Origin of the sequence: Streptomyces sp. NPDC046831 (assembly GCF_040645305.1) — a bacterium.
Taxonomy (GTDB): domain Bacteria; phylum Actinomycetota; class Actinomycetes; order Streptomycetales; family Streptomycetaceae; genus Streptomyces.
The window spans coordinates 66,668-80,237 of the sequence record NZ_JBEYXZ010000015.1 but is presented as its reverse complement, the minus strand read 5'-3'; the positions used below and the strand labels follow the sequence as shown (position 1 = coordinate 80,237).

The window sequence follows — 13,570 nt, the reverse complement described above, 5'->3', positions numbered from 1 at the left end:
CCCCGTCCGCCCCGCCCCGGCCGCCGGAACCCCTGGCCGGCCGGGGGCGGACCGGGCTAGCGTCCGTCCATGGCAGCTTGGGAGCTCTCGCAGGTCTTCGACCCCTGGGACCCGGCGTTCGTGGCCGACCCGTACCCCGCCTACGCCGAACTGCGCGCCCGCGGCCGGGTCCTCCCCTACGAGCCCACCGGCCAGTGGCTGGTCCCGCACCACGCGGACGTCTCGGCGCTGCTGCGCGACCGGCGGCTGGGCCGGACCTACCGGCACCGCTTCACCGACGAGGACTTCGGCCGCACGCCCCCCGACCCGGCGCACGAACCGTTCCACGTCCTCAACGACCACGGGATGCTCGACCTGGAGCCGCCGGACCACACCCGCATCCGGCGCCTGGTGTCGAAGGCGTTCACGCCGCGGACGGTGGAGCGGCTGCGCCCGTACGTCCACGAGCTGGCCGACGGGCTGGCCGCGGATCTGGTGGCGGCGGGCGGCGGCGATCTGCTGACGGACGTCGCCGAGCCCCTGCCGGTGGCCGTCATCGCCCAGATGCTGGGCATCCCCGAGGCGGACCGGCACCGGCTGCGGCCCTGGTCGGCGGACATCTGCGGGATGTACGAGCTGAACCCGTCCGAGGAGACCGCGGCGAAGGCGGTGCGGGCGTCGGCAGAGTTCTCCGACTACCTGCGGGACCTGATCGCCGCCCGCCGCGCGGCTCCGGGCGAGGATCTGATCTCGGGCCTCGTCGCGGCCCACGACGAGGGCGACCGCCTGACCGAGCAGGAGGTGGTCTCCACCGCCGCCCTCCTCCTCAACGCCGGCCACGAGGCCACGGTGAACGCCACCGTCAACGGCTGGTGGGCCCTGTTCCGCAACCCCGGCGAGCTGGCGGCGCTGCGGGCCGACCCCTCCCTGATCCCGTCCGCCGTCGAGGAGCTGCTGCGTTACGACACCCCGCTGCAGCTCTTCGAGCGCTGGGTCCTGGACGACATCGAGATCGGCGGCACGACGATCCCGAGGGGCGCGGAGGTCGCGATGCTCTTCGGCTCGGCGAACCACGACCCGGAGGTCTTCACCGACCCCGGGCGCCTGGACCTGACCCGCGCGGACAACCCCCACATCTCCTTCAGCGCCGGGATCCACTACTGCATCGGAGCCCCGCTCGCCCGCATCGAGCTGGCCGCCTCGATGGCGGCCCTGCTGGAGCGGGCTCCGCGGCTCGCCCCGGTGGCGGAACCGGAACGGAAGCCGAACTTCGTCATCCGGGGGCTGAAGGAGCTGAAGGTGACGACCGGCTGAGGGGCGGTCACGTGGTCAGGTCCCGCCGGCGCAGCCCCGCGAGGCCCGCCGCGGCCAGCGCCGCCGCGAGCACCACGAGCGCGCCCACCGGCCCCCACCGCATCGGCCCGCCCGGCAGCTTCGGCAGATGCCCGAACGGCGACAGGTCCAGCACGACCTGCGGGACGTCCAGGGCGGGGCCGACCCAGCCGATGAGCAGGACGGCCCCGGCCACGCCCCACGCCGCCGGCGCGCCCCGCGGCAGCACGCCGTACAGCAGGACCGCGACACCGCCGATCACCCACACCGCGGGCACCTGCGTCAGGCACGCCCCGAGAAGGGGCCCGGCCTGCCTGCCGTACCCGGCGGCGAGGCCGAGACCGGCCAGCAGCATCAGCCAGGCCGAGCCGCCGAAGGCGATCACCAGGTGGCCCGCGGCCCACCGCGTCCGCCCCACCGGGGCGGCGAGCACCGGCTCCGCCCGCCCCGACGTCTCCTCCCCGTGCAGCCGCAGCACGGACGCCACGACGAACAGCGCGGCGACCAGGCCGAACATCCCCGTCATCGAGGCGAGGAAGGTGTCCGTCAGGCCGGCCCGGCCGCCCATCCGCTCGAAGATCTCGCGGGCCCGGTCGTTGCCGCCGACCAGGTCGGCCGCGCTCTGAGTCATCGCGCCGTAGACGACGCCCGCCAGGAGGAAGCCGGCGCTCCAGCCGAGCACGGCGCCCCGCTGCAGACGCCGGGCGAGCGCGCCCGCCGTCCCGAGACCGCCCTGAGCCGGTCCGGCTCCGGCCGGCAGGAGGCCCGTCCCGGTGTCCCGGCGCCCGGCCAGGACGTAGGCCGCCGCCGCCTGGACCGCCACCGCCGCGGCGAGCAGGACGAGCACCCACCAGCGTTCGCCGGCGAAGGGCCGCACGTTCTCCAGCCAGCCGAGCGGCGACAGCCAGGTCGGCACCGACGAGCCGCCCCCTGTGGCGGGCGCCCCGGAGGCGCCGGCCCCGGCCGACGCGTCGCCCGCCGCGCGCAGGACGAACGCGGCGCCCAGTACGGCCGCCGTCAGGCCCCGCGCCAGGCGGGCGCTCTGCGTCAGCTGCGCCATGACCGCCGCGGCCGTGGCGAAGACCATGCCCACGCCCGCCACCGCGAGCCCGAGGGCCAGTGCCCCGGCGGCACCCTGCGCGGCCAGGCCGCCCGCGATCAGCGCGGCGAGGGCAGCGTTCGCGACGGCCGCCGCGAGCAGCGCCGCCGTCAGGGGCGCCCGGCGGCCGACCGTCCCGGACGACAGCAGCTCCTGCCGTCCGCTCTCCTCCTCGTCGCGGGTGTGCCGGACGACGACGAGCAGACTCGTCACGGCCGCGAGGATCCCCGCGTACAGCCCCGCCCGCCAGGCCGTCAGCGCGCCCAGGGAGTCGCCGAACACCGGGCCGACCATCGCGCGCAGCGAGCTGTTCACGGCCATCTGGCGCACCAGGTCGGCGCGTTGGTCCGGGGTGCCGTACAGGCCGTCCAGCGTGCTCGGCATGGACAGGACCATCAGGGCGGTCACCGCGACCCAGACGGGGATCAGGACGCGGTCGCGGCGCAGCGCGAGGCGCAGCAGCGTCCCCGTGCCGGCCAGGTGGCGGCGCAGGCCCGTGCGCACGGGGTGGGCCGCGGTGGTCATCGGGTCACCTCGTCGGTCCCGGTGTCCTCGGCGGCGCCCCCGGCCGAGTGGCCGGCGGTGTCCTGGGCCGGGCCGTCGGCGGTGTCCTCGGTGTAGTGCCGCAGGAACAGCTCCTCCAGCGTCGGCGGGGCCGACGTCAGCGACCGCACGCCGGACGCGGTCAGCGACCGCAGCACCTCGTCCAGCCGACCGGTGTTCACCTGGAGGCGGACCCGGTTGCCGCGGACGTCGAGGCCGTGCACGCCGGGCAGCTGCGCCAGCCCGTCGGGCGGGGCCGCGAGCTCGGCGACGACGCTGGTGCGGGTGAGGTGGCGCAGGTCGGCGAGCGACCCGCTCTCCACGGTCCGGCCCCTGCGGATGATGCTCACCCGGTCGCAGAGCTGCTCGACCTCGCTGAGGATGTGGGAGGACAGCAGGACCGTCCGGCCCCGCTCGCGCTCCTCCTCCACGCACCGCCGGAAGACCTCCTCCATCAGCGGGTCGAGGCCCGAGGTCGGCTCGTCGAGGATGAGCAGGTCGACGTCGCAGGCGAAGGCGGCGACGAGGGCGACCTTCTGCCGGTTGCCCTTGGAGTACGTCCGCCCCTTCTTCGTCGGGTCCAGTTCGAACCGCTCGACCAGCTCCGCGCGGCGCCGCCGGTCCAGGCCGCCGCGCAGCCTGCCGTACAGGTCGATGACCTCGCCCCCGGACAGGTTGCGCCACAGCGTCACGTCGCCGGGGACGTAGGCGATCCTGCGGTGCACGTCCACCGCGTCCGTCCAGGGGTCGCGGCCCAGGACCCGGGCGACGCCGGCGTCGGCGCGCAGCAGGCCGAGCAGGACCCGGATGGCGGTGGACTTCCCTGCGCCGTTCGGTCCCAGGAAGCCGTGGACTTCTCCCGTCCCGACCCGCAGGTCGAGCCCGTCCAGCGCGCGGGTCCTGCCGAACGACTTGTGCAGTGCGGACACCTCGACGGCGAGGTCGGCCTTCGTCATGCTTCAGAAGCTACGCTTCTTTCAGAACTTTGTGAAGTTAAGGAAGGTAGTGAAGCATAGATAGACTGGGAGGCGGACAGGCGGCCGGGCGCGGCGGCGGTGACGCGGCCGGCAGCCCGGTCGACGGCCCGGTCGGGCGGTGGGGCCGGCGGTCCGGCGACGGGCGGGCGGAAGCGGCGGCGGAGAGGAACGGCGATGACGGAAGCGGGCGCGGCCCGGCGGGACCCCGAGGCGGTGTCCCAGTTCGTGGAGGGGTTCGCGGCGCAGCTCGTCGAGGCCGGCATGCAGCGGATGCCGGCCCGGGTGTTCGCGGCCCTGCTCTCCTCCGACTCCGGTTCGCTGACCTCCGCCGAACTCGGCGAACAGCTCCGGGTCAGCCCGGCCGCCGTCTCCGGGGCGGTGCGCTACCTCGCGCAGCAGCACATGGTCTCGCGCGAGCGCGAGCCCGGCTCCCGGCGCGAGCGGTACCGGGTGCACAGCAACCAGTGGTACGAGGCCCTGACCAACCGCGACGCGGTGCTGAAGCGCTGGGAGCACGCCCTGCGCGAGGGCGTCGACCGCCTCGGCCCGGGCACCCCGGCCGGCCGGCGCCTGGCCGAGACGCTGGCCTTCTTCGAGTTCGTCGACGGTGAGATCGCCGCGATGATGGAACGCTGGCGGGAGTACCGCGAGAAGACGTTCGGGCAGGACTGACCCTCGGGCCCCCACCGGGCCACTGACCCGCAGGCCCCGACCGGGCCCGGTGGCCTCACGGCGCCACCGGCAGCGTCAGCGACCAGGCGCCCTCCCGCACCGTCCACGTCCGTGTGCGGACCGGTCCGGAGACGACCGCGTCGGCCCGGTAGCGGAAGTCCGCCCCCGACACGGTCACCGTCCGCCCCTGCGCCCGGACCGGCGAGGCCTCCGCACCCACCGACAGCGGCCGCACCTCCACCTCCGCCACCCCGCGCTCGCCCGGTCTGACCGACACCGCCTCCACCGGATGGTCCAGGTCCATGACCGTCACGCCGTCGACCTCCACCCGCAGCCGGGAGGGCCCGGGCCCGGCGAGCACCGTCGGCCGGGCCGGGCGGGCCACCCAGGTCCTGACGAGGGACTGGCACGTCCTCAGCCACGGGTGCCCCGCGCCGGCCGGGACCGCCGTCGCCCCCGCGGGCGCCTCCCGCAGCCCGAGCGGCGGGATGCGCAGCGCGCCGAGCACGACCCCGTCGCTGTCGTCGACCAGCAGGTCCAGCCGCCGTTCGGCCCCGTCGAGCACCGCCCGCGCCGCCGCCACCGCGCCGGCCGGCAGGCCCAGGGAGCGGGACAGGGCGACCGCGCCCCCGACCGGCACCACCGACAGCGCGCATCCGGCCAGCTCCCGCCGCCGGTGCAGCACGGACACCGCCCGCAGCAGCGCCCGGTCGTCGCCGACCACCACCGGCCGCCGCGAGCCCCGCCGCGCGAGGGCACGGGCGAATTCCTCGGACCCCTCCGGCAGGCAGACCTTGGCGGACGCGCCGGCGCTGAGCACGTCCTTCGCGATCCGTACGGACTCACCGTCGGTCCGGCGGGCGACCGGGTCGATGACCACCAGCAGCTGGTCGGAAGTCGCCACCTCGGTCATGCCTCGCTTCCTCGGGTAGCATCTTTGTGCAAGAGCCCCTTGCGCGATTGCGCCAGGGGCTTCGTCTATTCCGGGGCATCCGGTCCGACGGTCGTGCGGCCAACGGTGGTCGCGGTGCACGCGGCGGTGAATCCTCCGCGTACGCCTCCGACCTTGGACATGCCCCGCCCGGAAGGGGTGTACGCGCGTGCCCGCACTTGTGCTGCTCGGTGCTCAGTGGGGTGACGAAGGCAAGGGAAAGGCCACCGACCTGCTCGGTGGCTCGGTGGACTATGTGGTGCGCTACCAGGGCGGCAACAACGCCGGCCACACGGTGGTCGTGGGTGACCAGAAGTATGCCCTCCACCTCCTCCCTTCCGGAATCCTGTCTCCCAGTTGTACGCCCGTCATCGGAAACGGCGTCGTTGTCGACCCGTCGGTCCTGCTCTCCGAGCTGAGCGGTCTGAACGAGCGCGGCGTCGACACGTCGAAGCTGCTGATCAGCGGCAACGCGCACGTCATCACGCCGTACAACGTCACCATGGACAAGGTGACCGAGCGCTTCCTGGGCAAGCGCAAGATCGGCACCACCGGCCGCGGCATCGGCCCGACGTACGCCGACAAGATCAACCGGGTCGGCATCCGCGTGCAGGACCTGTACGACGAGTCGATCCTGACCCAGAAGGTCGAGGCGGCCCTCGACGTCAAGAACCAGATCCTGACCAAGCTGTACAACCGGCGCGCGATCGCGGTGAACCAGGTGGTCGAGGAGCTGCTGGGCTACGCCGAGCAGATCGAGCAGTACGTCGCCGACACCGTGCTGGTCCTCAACCAGGCGCTCGACGACGACAAGGTCGTCCTCTTCGAGGGCGGCCAGGGCACGCTCCTGGACATCGACCACGGCACGTACCCCTTCGTGACCTCGTCGAACCCGACCGCGGGCGGCGCCTGCACGGGCGCCGGCGTCGGCCCGACCAGGATCAGCCGCGTCATCGGCATCCTGAAGGCCTACACCACCCGCGTCGGCTCCGGGCCCTTCCCGACCGAACTGTTCGACGAGGACGGCGAGGCGCTGCGCCGCATCGGCGGCGAGCGGGGCGTGACCACGGGCCGCGACCGCCGCTGCGGCTGGTTCGACGCGGTGATCGCCCGCTACGCGACCCGGGTGAACGGCCTGACGGACTTCTTCCTGACCAAGCTCGACGTCCTCACCGGCTGGGAGCAGATCCCGGTCTGCGTGGCCTACGAGATCGACGGCCGGCGGGTCGAGGAACTGCCCTACTCCCAGACCGACTTCCACCACGCGAAGCCGGTCTACGAGTACCTGCCGGGCTGGCAGGAGGACATCTCCAAGGCCAAGACCTTCGGAGACCTGCCGAAGAACGCGCAGGCGTACGTCAAGGCACTGGAGGAGATGTCCGGGGCCCCGATCTCCGCGATCGGCGTGGGCCCGGGCCGCGACGAGACGATCGAGATCAACTCGTTCCTGTAGCGGCCCCGGCGCTCCCGCGCCCGCGGATCGCGTGCACCGCGCCCCCGCCCGGCTCCGGCCGCGGCGGGGGCGCTGCCGTTCGGGGGCGGCGGCCGGTGGGCGTTCCCCTTGGGGGCGGCCGCCCGCCGCTCCTCGCGTGGGGAGCCGGGCGCCGGGCGGCGGTTCGCTCGGCTCAGCTGAAGACGATCATCGAGCCCTGGGCCAGGCTCCGGGTGGCCGCCGCGTGCAGGCCCAGCCACACGTGCCGTTCGCGGGCGAAGGGGCTGGGGTCGTACGGCGCGGGCGCGGCCGGCTGCTCCAGCTCCGTGGGGCCCGGCGGGGGCGCGGGCGCCGCCGGGGGGTTGGCCGGATCGATGCCGATGGCCGGGGCGACGAACTCCAGCTCCCGCAGCAGGGCCTGGGAGGAACCCAACGGGCCGCCTCCGGCGAGGAGCTCGTCGTTGGACAGCGGGTGCGGGAAGTCGAGGGGGACGTAGGCGCCCGCGTGGTCGTAGTGCCAGACGAGGTGGGACTGCTGCGCGGTCGTCTCGAACATCTCGAGCAACTGCTCGTAGTCCCCGCCCAGTTCGTCCACCGGGGTCAGGGGCAGCCCGCACAGCTGGAGCAGGTGGGCCCGGCGCAGGAAGTGCAGTGCGTCGTAGTCGAAGCCGGCCACCGGCGCCACCTCGCCGGTCAGGCCCGGCATGTACTGGTAGACCGGCACCGGCGGGAGCCCGTTCTCGGTCAGCACCTTGTTGTACTGGGCGAGTTCCTCGGCGAACGGGTTGTCGGGGGTGTGGCACAACACGTCGACGAGCGGTACCAGCCACAGGTCACAGGCCAAGGAGGGCTCCTCGCGTAGGGCGAAGCGGAGTGGTCTTCGGCGGTCGGGGGAGTAGAAGCGTAGTCGCTGCGGAGCCGCTCGGCCTCCCTCGGGCAGGTCCCCTGCCCACCCGCCGGCCGGGCTCCGCCTTTCCGGTCGCCGGTCCGCCGTCCGGCCGTTCGCGGGTCCACCGGGCGGGCCGGACGCGGGTCCGCCGGGCGGCCGGACGGGTGACCGCCCCGGTCAGCCGTCCCCGAGCCGCTCGACGAGGGCGAGGGTGTGCTCGTTGTAGTCGGCGACCGCCGCGCGGGCGGTCGCCGTGTCGCGCCGCACCAGGGCGTCGACGAGTCCGGTGTGCCCGGACCACAGCAGGCCGCGCAGGTCGGTCATGCGGCGCAGGTGCTGCACCAGGCACACCCAGGACTGCACGCGCATCCGGTGCAGGAAGTCCGTGAGGTAGGCGTTGCCGAACAGGACGCCCAGTTCGCGCCAGAAGCGCAGGTCGTAGCCTATGAGGACGGTCAGGTCGCCGGCGGCGGCGGCGCGCTGCGCCTCCTCGCCGCGCCGGCGCACCCCGGCGAGGGTGGCCGCGGCACACGGGTCCCGCGGGTCGCGCAGGGCCGCGTGGGAGTCGTCCAGGGCCCGGAACATGCCGTCGGTGACCAGGCTGCGGGCCTCGATCATCTCGCGGAAGTCGGCGAGGGAGTACTCGCGCACGTGGAAGCCGCGGTGCTGGTCGGCCTCCAGCAGGCCCTGGGCGGAGAGGTCGACGAGGGCCTCACGGACGGGGGTGGCCGACACCCCGTACTGTTCGGCGATCTCCTTGACCGTGAACTCCTGCCCCGGCTTCAGCCGCCCGGCCAGGACCTCGTCCCGCAGCGCGTCGGCGATCTGCTGCCGCAGGGTGCTGCGCGTCACGGCACCGGTACCGCTGTTGCCGGGCATGGTCGGGGCGTCTCCTCGCGCGTGCGGATGGCGTGCTCGTACGTCTACGTCCATGTGTACGAGCACGCCACCTTACGCGTTCGATTTTGCCCCGGGCCCGGGCGTGCGGGCGCGTGTCACACGGTGTACTCGTCGGCCACGGACAGCGCCGCGTCCAGGGCCGCCAGGCCCTCCTTCAGCTCGGCCTCGCTCGCGTTGCACGGCGGCACGACGTGCGTGCGGTTCATGTTCACGAAGGGCCACAGGCCGTTCGCCCTGGCCGCGGACGCGAACGCCGCCATCGGCGCGTTGGCCTCGCCGGCCGCGTTGTACGGCACCAGCGGCTCCCGGGTCTCCCGGTTCCGCACCAGCTCCAGGGCCCAGAACATGCCCACGCCGCGCACCTCGCCCACCGACGGGTGCCGGTCGGCCAGCGCCCGCAGCCCCGGCTCGAGGACCTCGGCGCCGAGCCGCTTCGCGTTGTCGACGACGCCCTCCTCGGCCATCACGTTGATCGTCGCGACGGCGGCCCCGCACGCCAGCGGATGCCCGGAGTAGGTCAGGCCGCCGGGGTAGGGCCGCTTGCCGAACGTCTCCGCGATCTTCCCGGAGATCGCCACCCCGCCCAGCGGCACGTATCCGGAGTTGACCCCCTTGGCGAAGGTCATCAGGTCCGGCACCACGTCGAACAGGTCCGCCGCGAACCACTCACCGGTCCGCCCGAACCCGGCCATGACCTCGTCCAGGACGAAGACGATCCCGTGCTTGTCGCACAGTTCGCGCACCCCGGCCAGGTAGCCGGCGGGCGGCACCATGATCCCCGCCGTGCCCGGCACGGTCTCCAGGACGATCGCCGCGACGGTGCCCGGCCCCTCGAAGGCGATGGTCGTCTCCAGGTGCTCCAGCGCCCGGGCGCACTCCTGCTCCTCGGTCCCGGCGTAGAAGCGCGAGCGGTACAGGAACGGCGCCCAGAAGTGCACCACGCCGGCCGTGCCGCTGTCGGAGGCCCAGCGCCGCGGGTCGCCGGTGAGGTTCACCGCCTGCTGGGTGCCGCCGTGGTACGAGCGGTACGCCGACAGCACCTTGGGCCGGCCGGTGTGCAGCCGGGCCATCCGCACCGCGTGCTCGACGGCGTCCGCGCCGCCGTTGGTGAAGAAGATCTTGTCCAGGTCGCCCGGCGTCCGCTCGGCGATCAGCCGGGCCGCCTCCGACCGGGCCTCGACGGCGAACGCCGGCGCGAACGTCGTCATCGTCGCGGCCTGCTCCTGGATCGCCGCGACGACCTTCGGGTGCTGGTAGCCGATGTTGGTGAAGACGAGGCCGCTGGTGAAGTCCAGGTAGCGCCTGCCGTCGTAGTCCCAGAAGTACGAGCCCTCCGCGCCGGCCACGGCCAGGGGATCGATGAGCTCCTGCGCGGACCAGGAGTGGAACACGTGCGCACGGTCGGCGGCCTTGACGGCCGCTCCGGCTGCGGGATTCGGCTGAGGAGTCATGCGGCGAGCGTAGGTGTCCGCCGTACGGGGGCGACATCGGCGTCCTGTCTGCGCTCCCGGGCTTTCCACGACAGGTTGTCGATGGGCGGCCCGGGGGCGCGACGGCCGGGCCGGCGGGGGCGCCGGGACGCCGAGCCGGGGAGGCCGGGCGACCGCGGAGGCGGGGGCGGTGACGGCGGGAAGGTGACGGGGCGACGGGCGGGGAAGGCGTGCGGCCCGGTACCGGCCCCGGTGGCGGGGCGGCGGACCTGCCCGCGCCGTTACGCAACCGTAGACGGCGGCCCGGCTCGTCCGGCCGTGCCCCCGCACTATCCTCTGGCTGTTGCGCGGGGGCGCTTCGGGGGATGTTGTCGGGGGGAGGCGGCGCGGCCGTGGAGAATCTCGGGGCCGGCGATCCGCAGCGGATCGGTGCGTACCGGCTGGTGGCACGGCTCGGGGCCGGCGGCATGGGGCAGGTGTACCTGGCCCGGTCCGGCCGGGGGCGGACCGTCGCGGTCAAGCTGGTCCGGCGCGAGCTCGCCGAGCAGGAGGAGTTCCGGGCGCGGTTCCGCCAGGAGGTGCAGGCCGCGCGGCGCGTCGGCGGGTACTGGACGGCGCCCGTCCTGGACGCGGACACCGAGGCCCCCGTGCCGTGGGTGGCCACCGGGTACGTCGCCGGGCCCAGCCTCCAGCAGGTGGTGGGACGCGACCACGGCGCGCTGCCGGAGCGGTCGGTGCGCATCCTCGCGGCCGGCCTCGCCCACGCGCTGCAGGACATCCACGCCGCCGGGCTCGTCCACCGCGACCTGAAGCCGTCCAACGTGCTGGTCACGATCGACGGGCCGCGCGTCATCGACTTCGGCATCGCGCGGGCCCTGGAGACCGTCACGGACGGCGGGCTCACGCGCACCGGCGCCCTGGTCGGATCGCCGGGCTTCATGGCGCCCGAGCAGGTGCGGGGCGACCGGATCACCCCGGCGTGCGACGTCTTCTGCCTCGGTTCCGTCCTCGCCTACGCCGCGACCGGCGTCCTGCCCTTCGGCGGCGCCGACGACGGCGCGCACGCGCTGATGTTCCGCATCGCCGAGGAGGAGCCCGTCCTGGAGCCGGTGCCCGAGGGCATCGCCGACCTGGTGCGCGCCTGCCTCCGGAAGGACCCGGCCGCCCGGCCGACGCTGCACCAGGTCCTCCAGCGCACGGGCGCCGAGGACACGGTGGCGGACGGCCGCTCGCGCGACCCGTGGCTGCCGGGCGCGCTGGTGGCGCAGCTGGGGCGGCACGCCGTGCGGCTCCTGGACGCGGAGAACGCGGAGGAGCCCGGGCAGGCGACGGAGCCCGGCCCCACCGCCCCGGCCCCGCTGCCGCAGGGCACGCCGGGCACCCCGGCCGGGGGCGCGGGGCCCGCCGCGGGCGCGCCGTCCCCCTCCGGGACGGGCCCCACCGCGGGGGGCGCGGGCGCCGCCGGGGTGGGGGCTGCCCGGGCTGGAGCCGTGGGAGCGGGTGCCATCGGGGTGGGGGCCGCCGGGTCTGGAGCCGCCGGAGCCGGGGCCGGGGCGAATGCGGGGGTCACCACGGGAGCCGGAGCCGTCGGTGCCGGTGCAGGGGCCGGCGGGGTGGGTGCCGCGGTCGTCGCGGACGGAGCAGGGGCACACAGCGCGGTCCCGGGTACGCCCCCGGCCGCCCCGGCGACGCCCGGAGCCTCCACGCCGCCCGGGTCCGCCCCCGCGACCCCGGCTGCCGGCACCCCGGGGAACCCGGGAGCCGGTCCGGGGCAGCCCGCCGACGCGGGGGCGCCCGTCACGGTCATGGGCGGGCCCGCCGCAGGCCGGCCGTACACCCCGGGCGCCGGGCAGGCCGTACCGGCGCACGCCCAGGCCGCCGGCGCCTCCGTACCCGCTCCGCCACCCCCCGCGCATCCGGGTGGCGCGGGTCCCGCCCGGACGGACCACCTCCCCACCGTGATCGCGGGCCCCACGCCCCCGCCGGGCCCGGCGCCCGCCCACCCCGCCTACGGCCATCCGCAGCAGCCCGCCGGCCACGGCCACCCGCAGCCCGCCGCCTACGGCTACCCGCAGCAGCCCGCCGCCTACGGCTACCCGCAGCAGCCCGCCGCCTACGGCTACCCGCAGCAGCCCGGGGGCTGGTCCGCGCAGCCCGGGGTGCCGGCGCCGCACCCGTACGGCGGTCTCGGCCCGACCCCGCCGTACGGGCCGCCGCCGGTCGGCTCCACCCCGCCGTACGGGCCGAACCCCCTGCCGGCCCCGGAGCCCGCGCGCGCCGACCGCCGCTCCACCGCGCTGCTGGTCGCGCTGGCGCTGGTCGTGGCGCTCGGCGCGGGCGGCTCGGTGTACGCCCTGATGAGGGGCGGGGACGGCAACGGCCAAGGCAACGGCCGGCCCGGCCCGACGCCGACCGCCGGCGCGTCCACGGCCGAGGGTTCGACGACCGCGGAGCCCTCCCCGGTGGCCTCGTCACCGGAGTCCGCCTCCCCGTCCGCCTCGCCGTCCGAGGGCGCGGTCCCGGCCGCGTACGTCGGCACCTGGACCGCGACGATCGACAACGCGAGCGGGGTGAACACCCGCCAACTGGTCATCAGCCAGGGCGAGGTGGGCGACAGCGTCCTCACCCTCGTCGCCGACGGGCCCTCCGGCAGCGGCACCTACCACTGCGAGTTCACGGCCCGGCTCATCCAGCAGCCCGCCGCGGACGGGTCCCTGCAGATCGGTCCGTCCACGGTCACGGCCGGCGAACCGCTCTCCTCGTGCACCCCGGGCGCGGCCACGGAGGTCACCCTCCTGCCGGACGGCACCCTGGACCGCGTGAACACGAGCAACGGCGAGAAGCTGACGTACGCCAGGCAGTGACCTGCCGGCCCCCGCGCACGCCCTGGGCGGTGCCCGGGACCGGGCTTGCCGTAGGCCCGGCGCGGTGGCCGGGGACCGTGCCGCGAGGCACGCCCGGCGCGCCGCCCGGGGGCCTCGCCGTGCCGTGGGCCCGACGTGCCGCCCGGGCACCCTGCCGCAGGCCCGGCGCAGGGCCCGGGGCCCCGCGGTACACCCGGGAACCCCGCCCTGCTCCCGGCGCGGCACCCAGGCCTTGGCCCCGACGCGCCGTCCGGGGCGCCCTGCTGCGGCCCCGGCGCAGGTTCCGGTTGTCCCGTCCGTACGCCCGGGAACCCCGTTCTACGCCCGGTGCGGCACCCCGGCTGTCGGCCCGACGTGCCGCCCAGTCACCCTGCCGTGGGTCGGCGCGGGCCCCGGGAGCCCCGCCGTACGCCCGGGAACCCCGTCCTACGCCCGGTGCGGCACCCCGGCTGTCGGCCCGACGTGCCGCCCAGTCACCCTGCCGTGGGTCGGCGCGGGCCCCGGGAGCCCCGCCGTACGCCC

Annotated in this window: 10 protein-coding genes; 4 read left to right on the top strand and 6 right to left on the bottom strand. The window is 75.5% G+C overall.

What is annotated here, in order from left to right; all coding sequences use genetic code 11:
• The first annotated feature begins 69 nt into the window (after positions 1–69).
• Entirely contained in the window at positions 70–1,293 is a 1,224-nt protein-coding gene (locus tag ABZ920_RS15670; protein ID WP_361504077.1) for a cytochrome P450, read from the top strand.
• A gap of 7 nt (positions 1,294–1,300) precedes the next feature.
• On the opposite strand, the gene ABZ920_RS15665 is transcribed toward ABZ920_RS15670, so the two are convergent.
• Together ABZ920_RS15665 and ABZ920_RS15660 are read right to left on the bottom strand one after the other, a co-directional pair.
• The gene (locus tag ABZ920_RS15665) at positions 1,301–2,935 is read right to left on the bottom strand and encodes an ABC transporter permease (protein WP_361504074.1); all 1,635 of its coding nucleotides are present in this window, start codon (positions 2,933–2,935) and stop codon (positions 1,301–1,303) included.
• Positions 2,932–3,909, bottom strand: coding sequence for an ABC transporter ATP-binding protein (locus ABZ920_RS15660; RefSeq protein ID WP_361504071.1), 978 nt, complete (start codon positions 3,907–3,909; stop codon positions 2,932–2,934). The genes ABZ920_RS15665 and ABZ920_RS15660 overlap by 4 nt, the downstream gene beginning before the upstream one ends.
• A gap of 195 nt (positions 3,910–4,104) precedes the next feature.
• Here ABZ920_RS15660 and ABZ920_RS15655 point away from each other — a divergent pair, with 195 nt between their 5' ends.
• A complete protein-coding gene (locus ABZ920_RS15655) occupies positions 4,105–4,602 on the top strand; it encodes a helix-turn-helix domain-containing protein (protein ID WP_361504068.1) in 498 nt (165 codons plus the stop codon).
• Between the two features lie 55 nt (positions 4,603–4,657).
• Here the strand turns inward: ABZ920_RS15655 and ABZ920_RS15650 are convergent, their stop codons facing one another.
• Positions 4,658–5,515: a diacylglycerol kinase family protein gene (locus ABZ920_RS15650; RefSeq protein ID WP_361504065.1), complete on the bottom strand. Its 858-nt coding sequence runs from the start codon at positions 5,513–5,515 to the stop codon at positions 4,658–4,660.
• Positions 5,516–5,702: 187 nt separating this feature from the next.
• Here ABZ920_RS15650 and ABZ920_RS15645 point away from each other — a divergent pair, with 187 nt between their 5' ends.
• Positions 5,703–6,986 carry an adenylosuccinate synthase gene (locus ABZ920_RS15645; RefSeq protein WP_361504062.1) on the top strand — a complete coding sequence of 428 codons (1,284 nt, stop codon included), beginning with the start codon at positions 5,703–5,705 and terminating at the stop codon, positions 6,984–6,986.
• A gap of 172 nt (positions 6,987–7,158) precedes the next feature.
• On the opposite strand, the gene ABZ920_RS15640 is transcribed toward ABZ920_RS15645, so the two are convergent.
• The 3 genes from ABZ920_RS15640 to ABZ920_RS15630 form a co-directional block, all read right to left on the bottom strand.
• The gene (locus tag ABZ920_RS15640; RefSeq protein ID WP_361504059.1) at positions 7,159–7,809 is read right to left on the bottom strand and encodes a hypothetical protein; all 651 of its coding nucleotides are present in this window, start codon (positions 7,807–7,809) and stop codon (positions 7,159–7,161) included.
• Positions 7,810–8,031: 222 nt separating this feature from the next.
• Positions 8,032–8,733, bottom strand: coding sequence for a GntR family transcriptional regulator (locus ABZ920_RS15635; RefSeq protein ID WP_361504057.1), 702 nt, complete (start codon positions 8,731–8,733; stop codon positions 8,032–8,034).
• Positions 8,734–8,849: 116 nt separating this feature from the next.
• On the bottom strand, positions 8,850–10,205 hold the full coding sequence (locus tag ABZ920_RS15630) for an aspartate aminotransferase family protein (protein ID WP_361504054.1): 1,356 nt from the start codon (positions 10,203–10,205) through the stop codon (positions 8,850–8,852).
• A 371-nt stretch (positions 10,206–10,576) separates the two neighbouring features.
• Between ABZ920_RS15630 and ABZ920_RS15625 the strand changes: the two genes are divergently transcribed.
• A complete protein-coding gene (locus ABZ920_RS15625; RefSeq protein WP_361504051.1) occupies positions 10,577–13,048 on the top strand; it encodes a serine/threonine-protein kinase in 2,472 nt (823 codons plus the stop codon).
• Positions 13,049–13,570 lie beyond the last annotated feature (522 nt).

Coding starts and splice junctions, on each gene's coding strand:
- ABZ920_RS15665 (WP_361504074.1), bottom strand. CDS start 2,935: ATGACCACCGCGGCCCACCCCGTGCGCACGGGCCTGCGCCGCCACCTG.
- ABZ920_RS15660 (WP_361504071.1), bottom strand. CDS start 3,909: ATGACGAAGGCCGACCTCGCCGTCGAGGTGTCCGCACTGCACAAGTCG.
- ABZ920_RS15650 (WP_361504065.1), bottom strand. CDS start 5,515: ATGACCGAGGTGGCGACTTCCGACCAGCTGCTGGTGGTCATCGACCCG.
- ABZ920_RS15670 (WP_361504077.1), top strand. CDS start 70: ATGGCAGCTTGGGAGCTCTCGCAGGTCTTCGACCCCTGGGACCCGGCG.
- ABZ920_RS15635 (WP_361504057.1), bottom strand. CDS start 8,733: ATGCCCGGCAACAGCGGTACCGGTGCCGTGACGCGCAGCACCCTGCGG.
- ABZ920_RS15630 (WP_361504054.1), bottom strand. CDS start 10,205: ATGACTCCTCAGCCGAATCCCGCAGCCGGAGCGGCCGTCAAGGCCGCC.
- ABZ920_RS15655 (WP_361504068.1), top strand. CDS start 4,105: ATGACGGAAGCGGGCGCGGCCCGGCGGGACCCCGAGGCGGTGTCCCAG.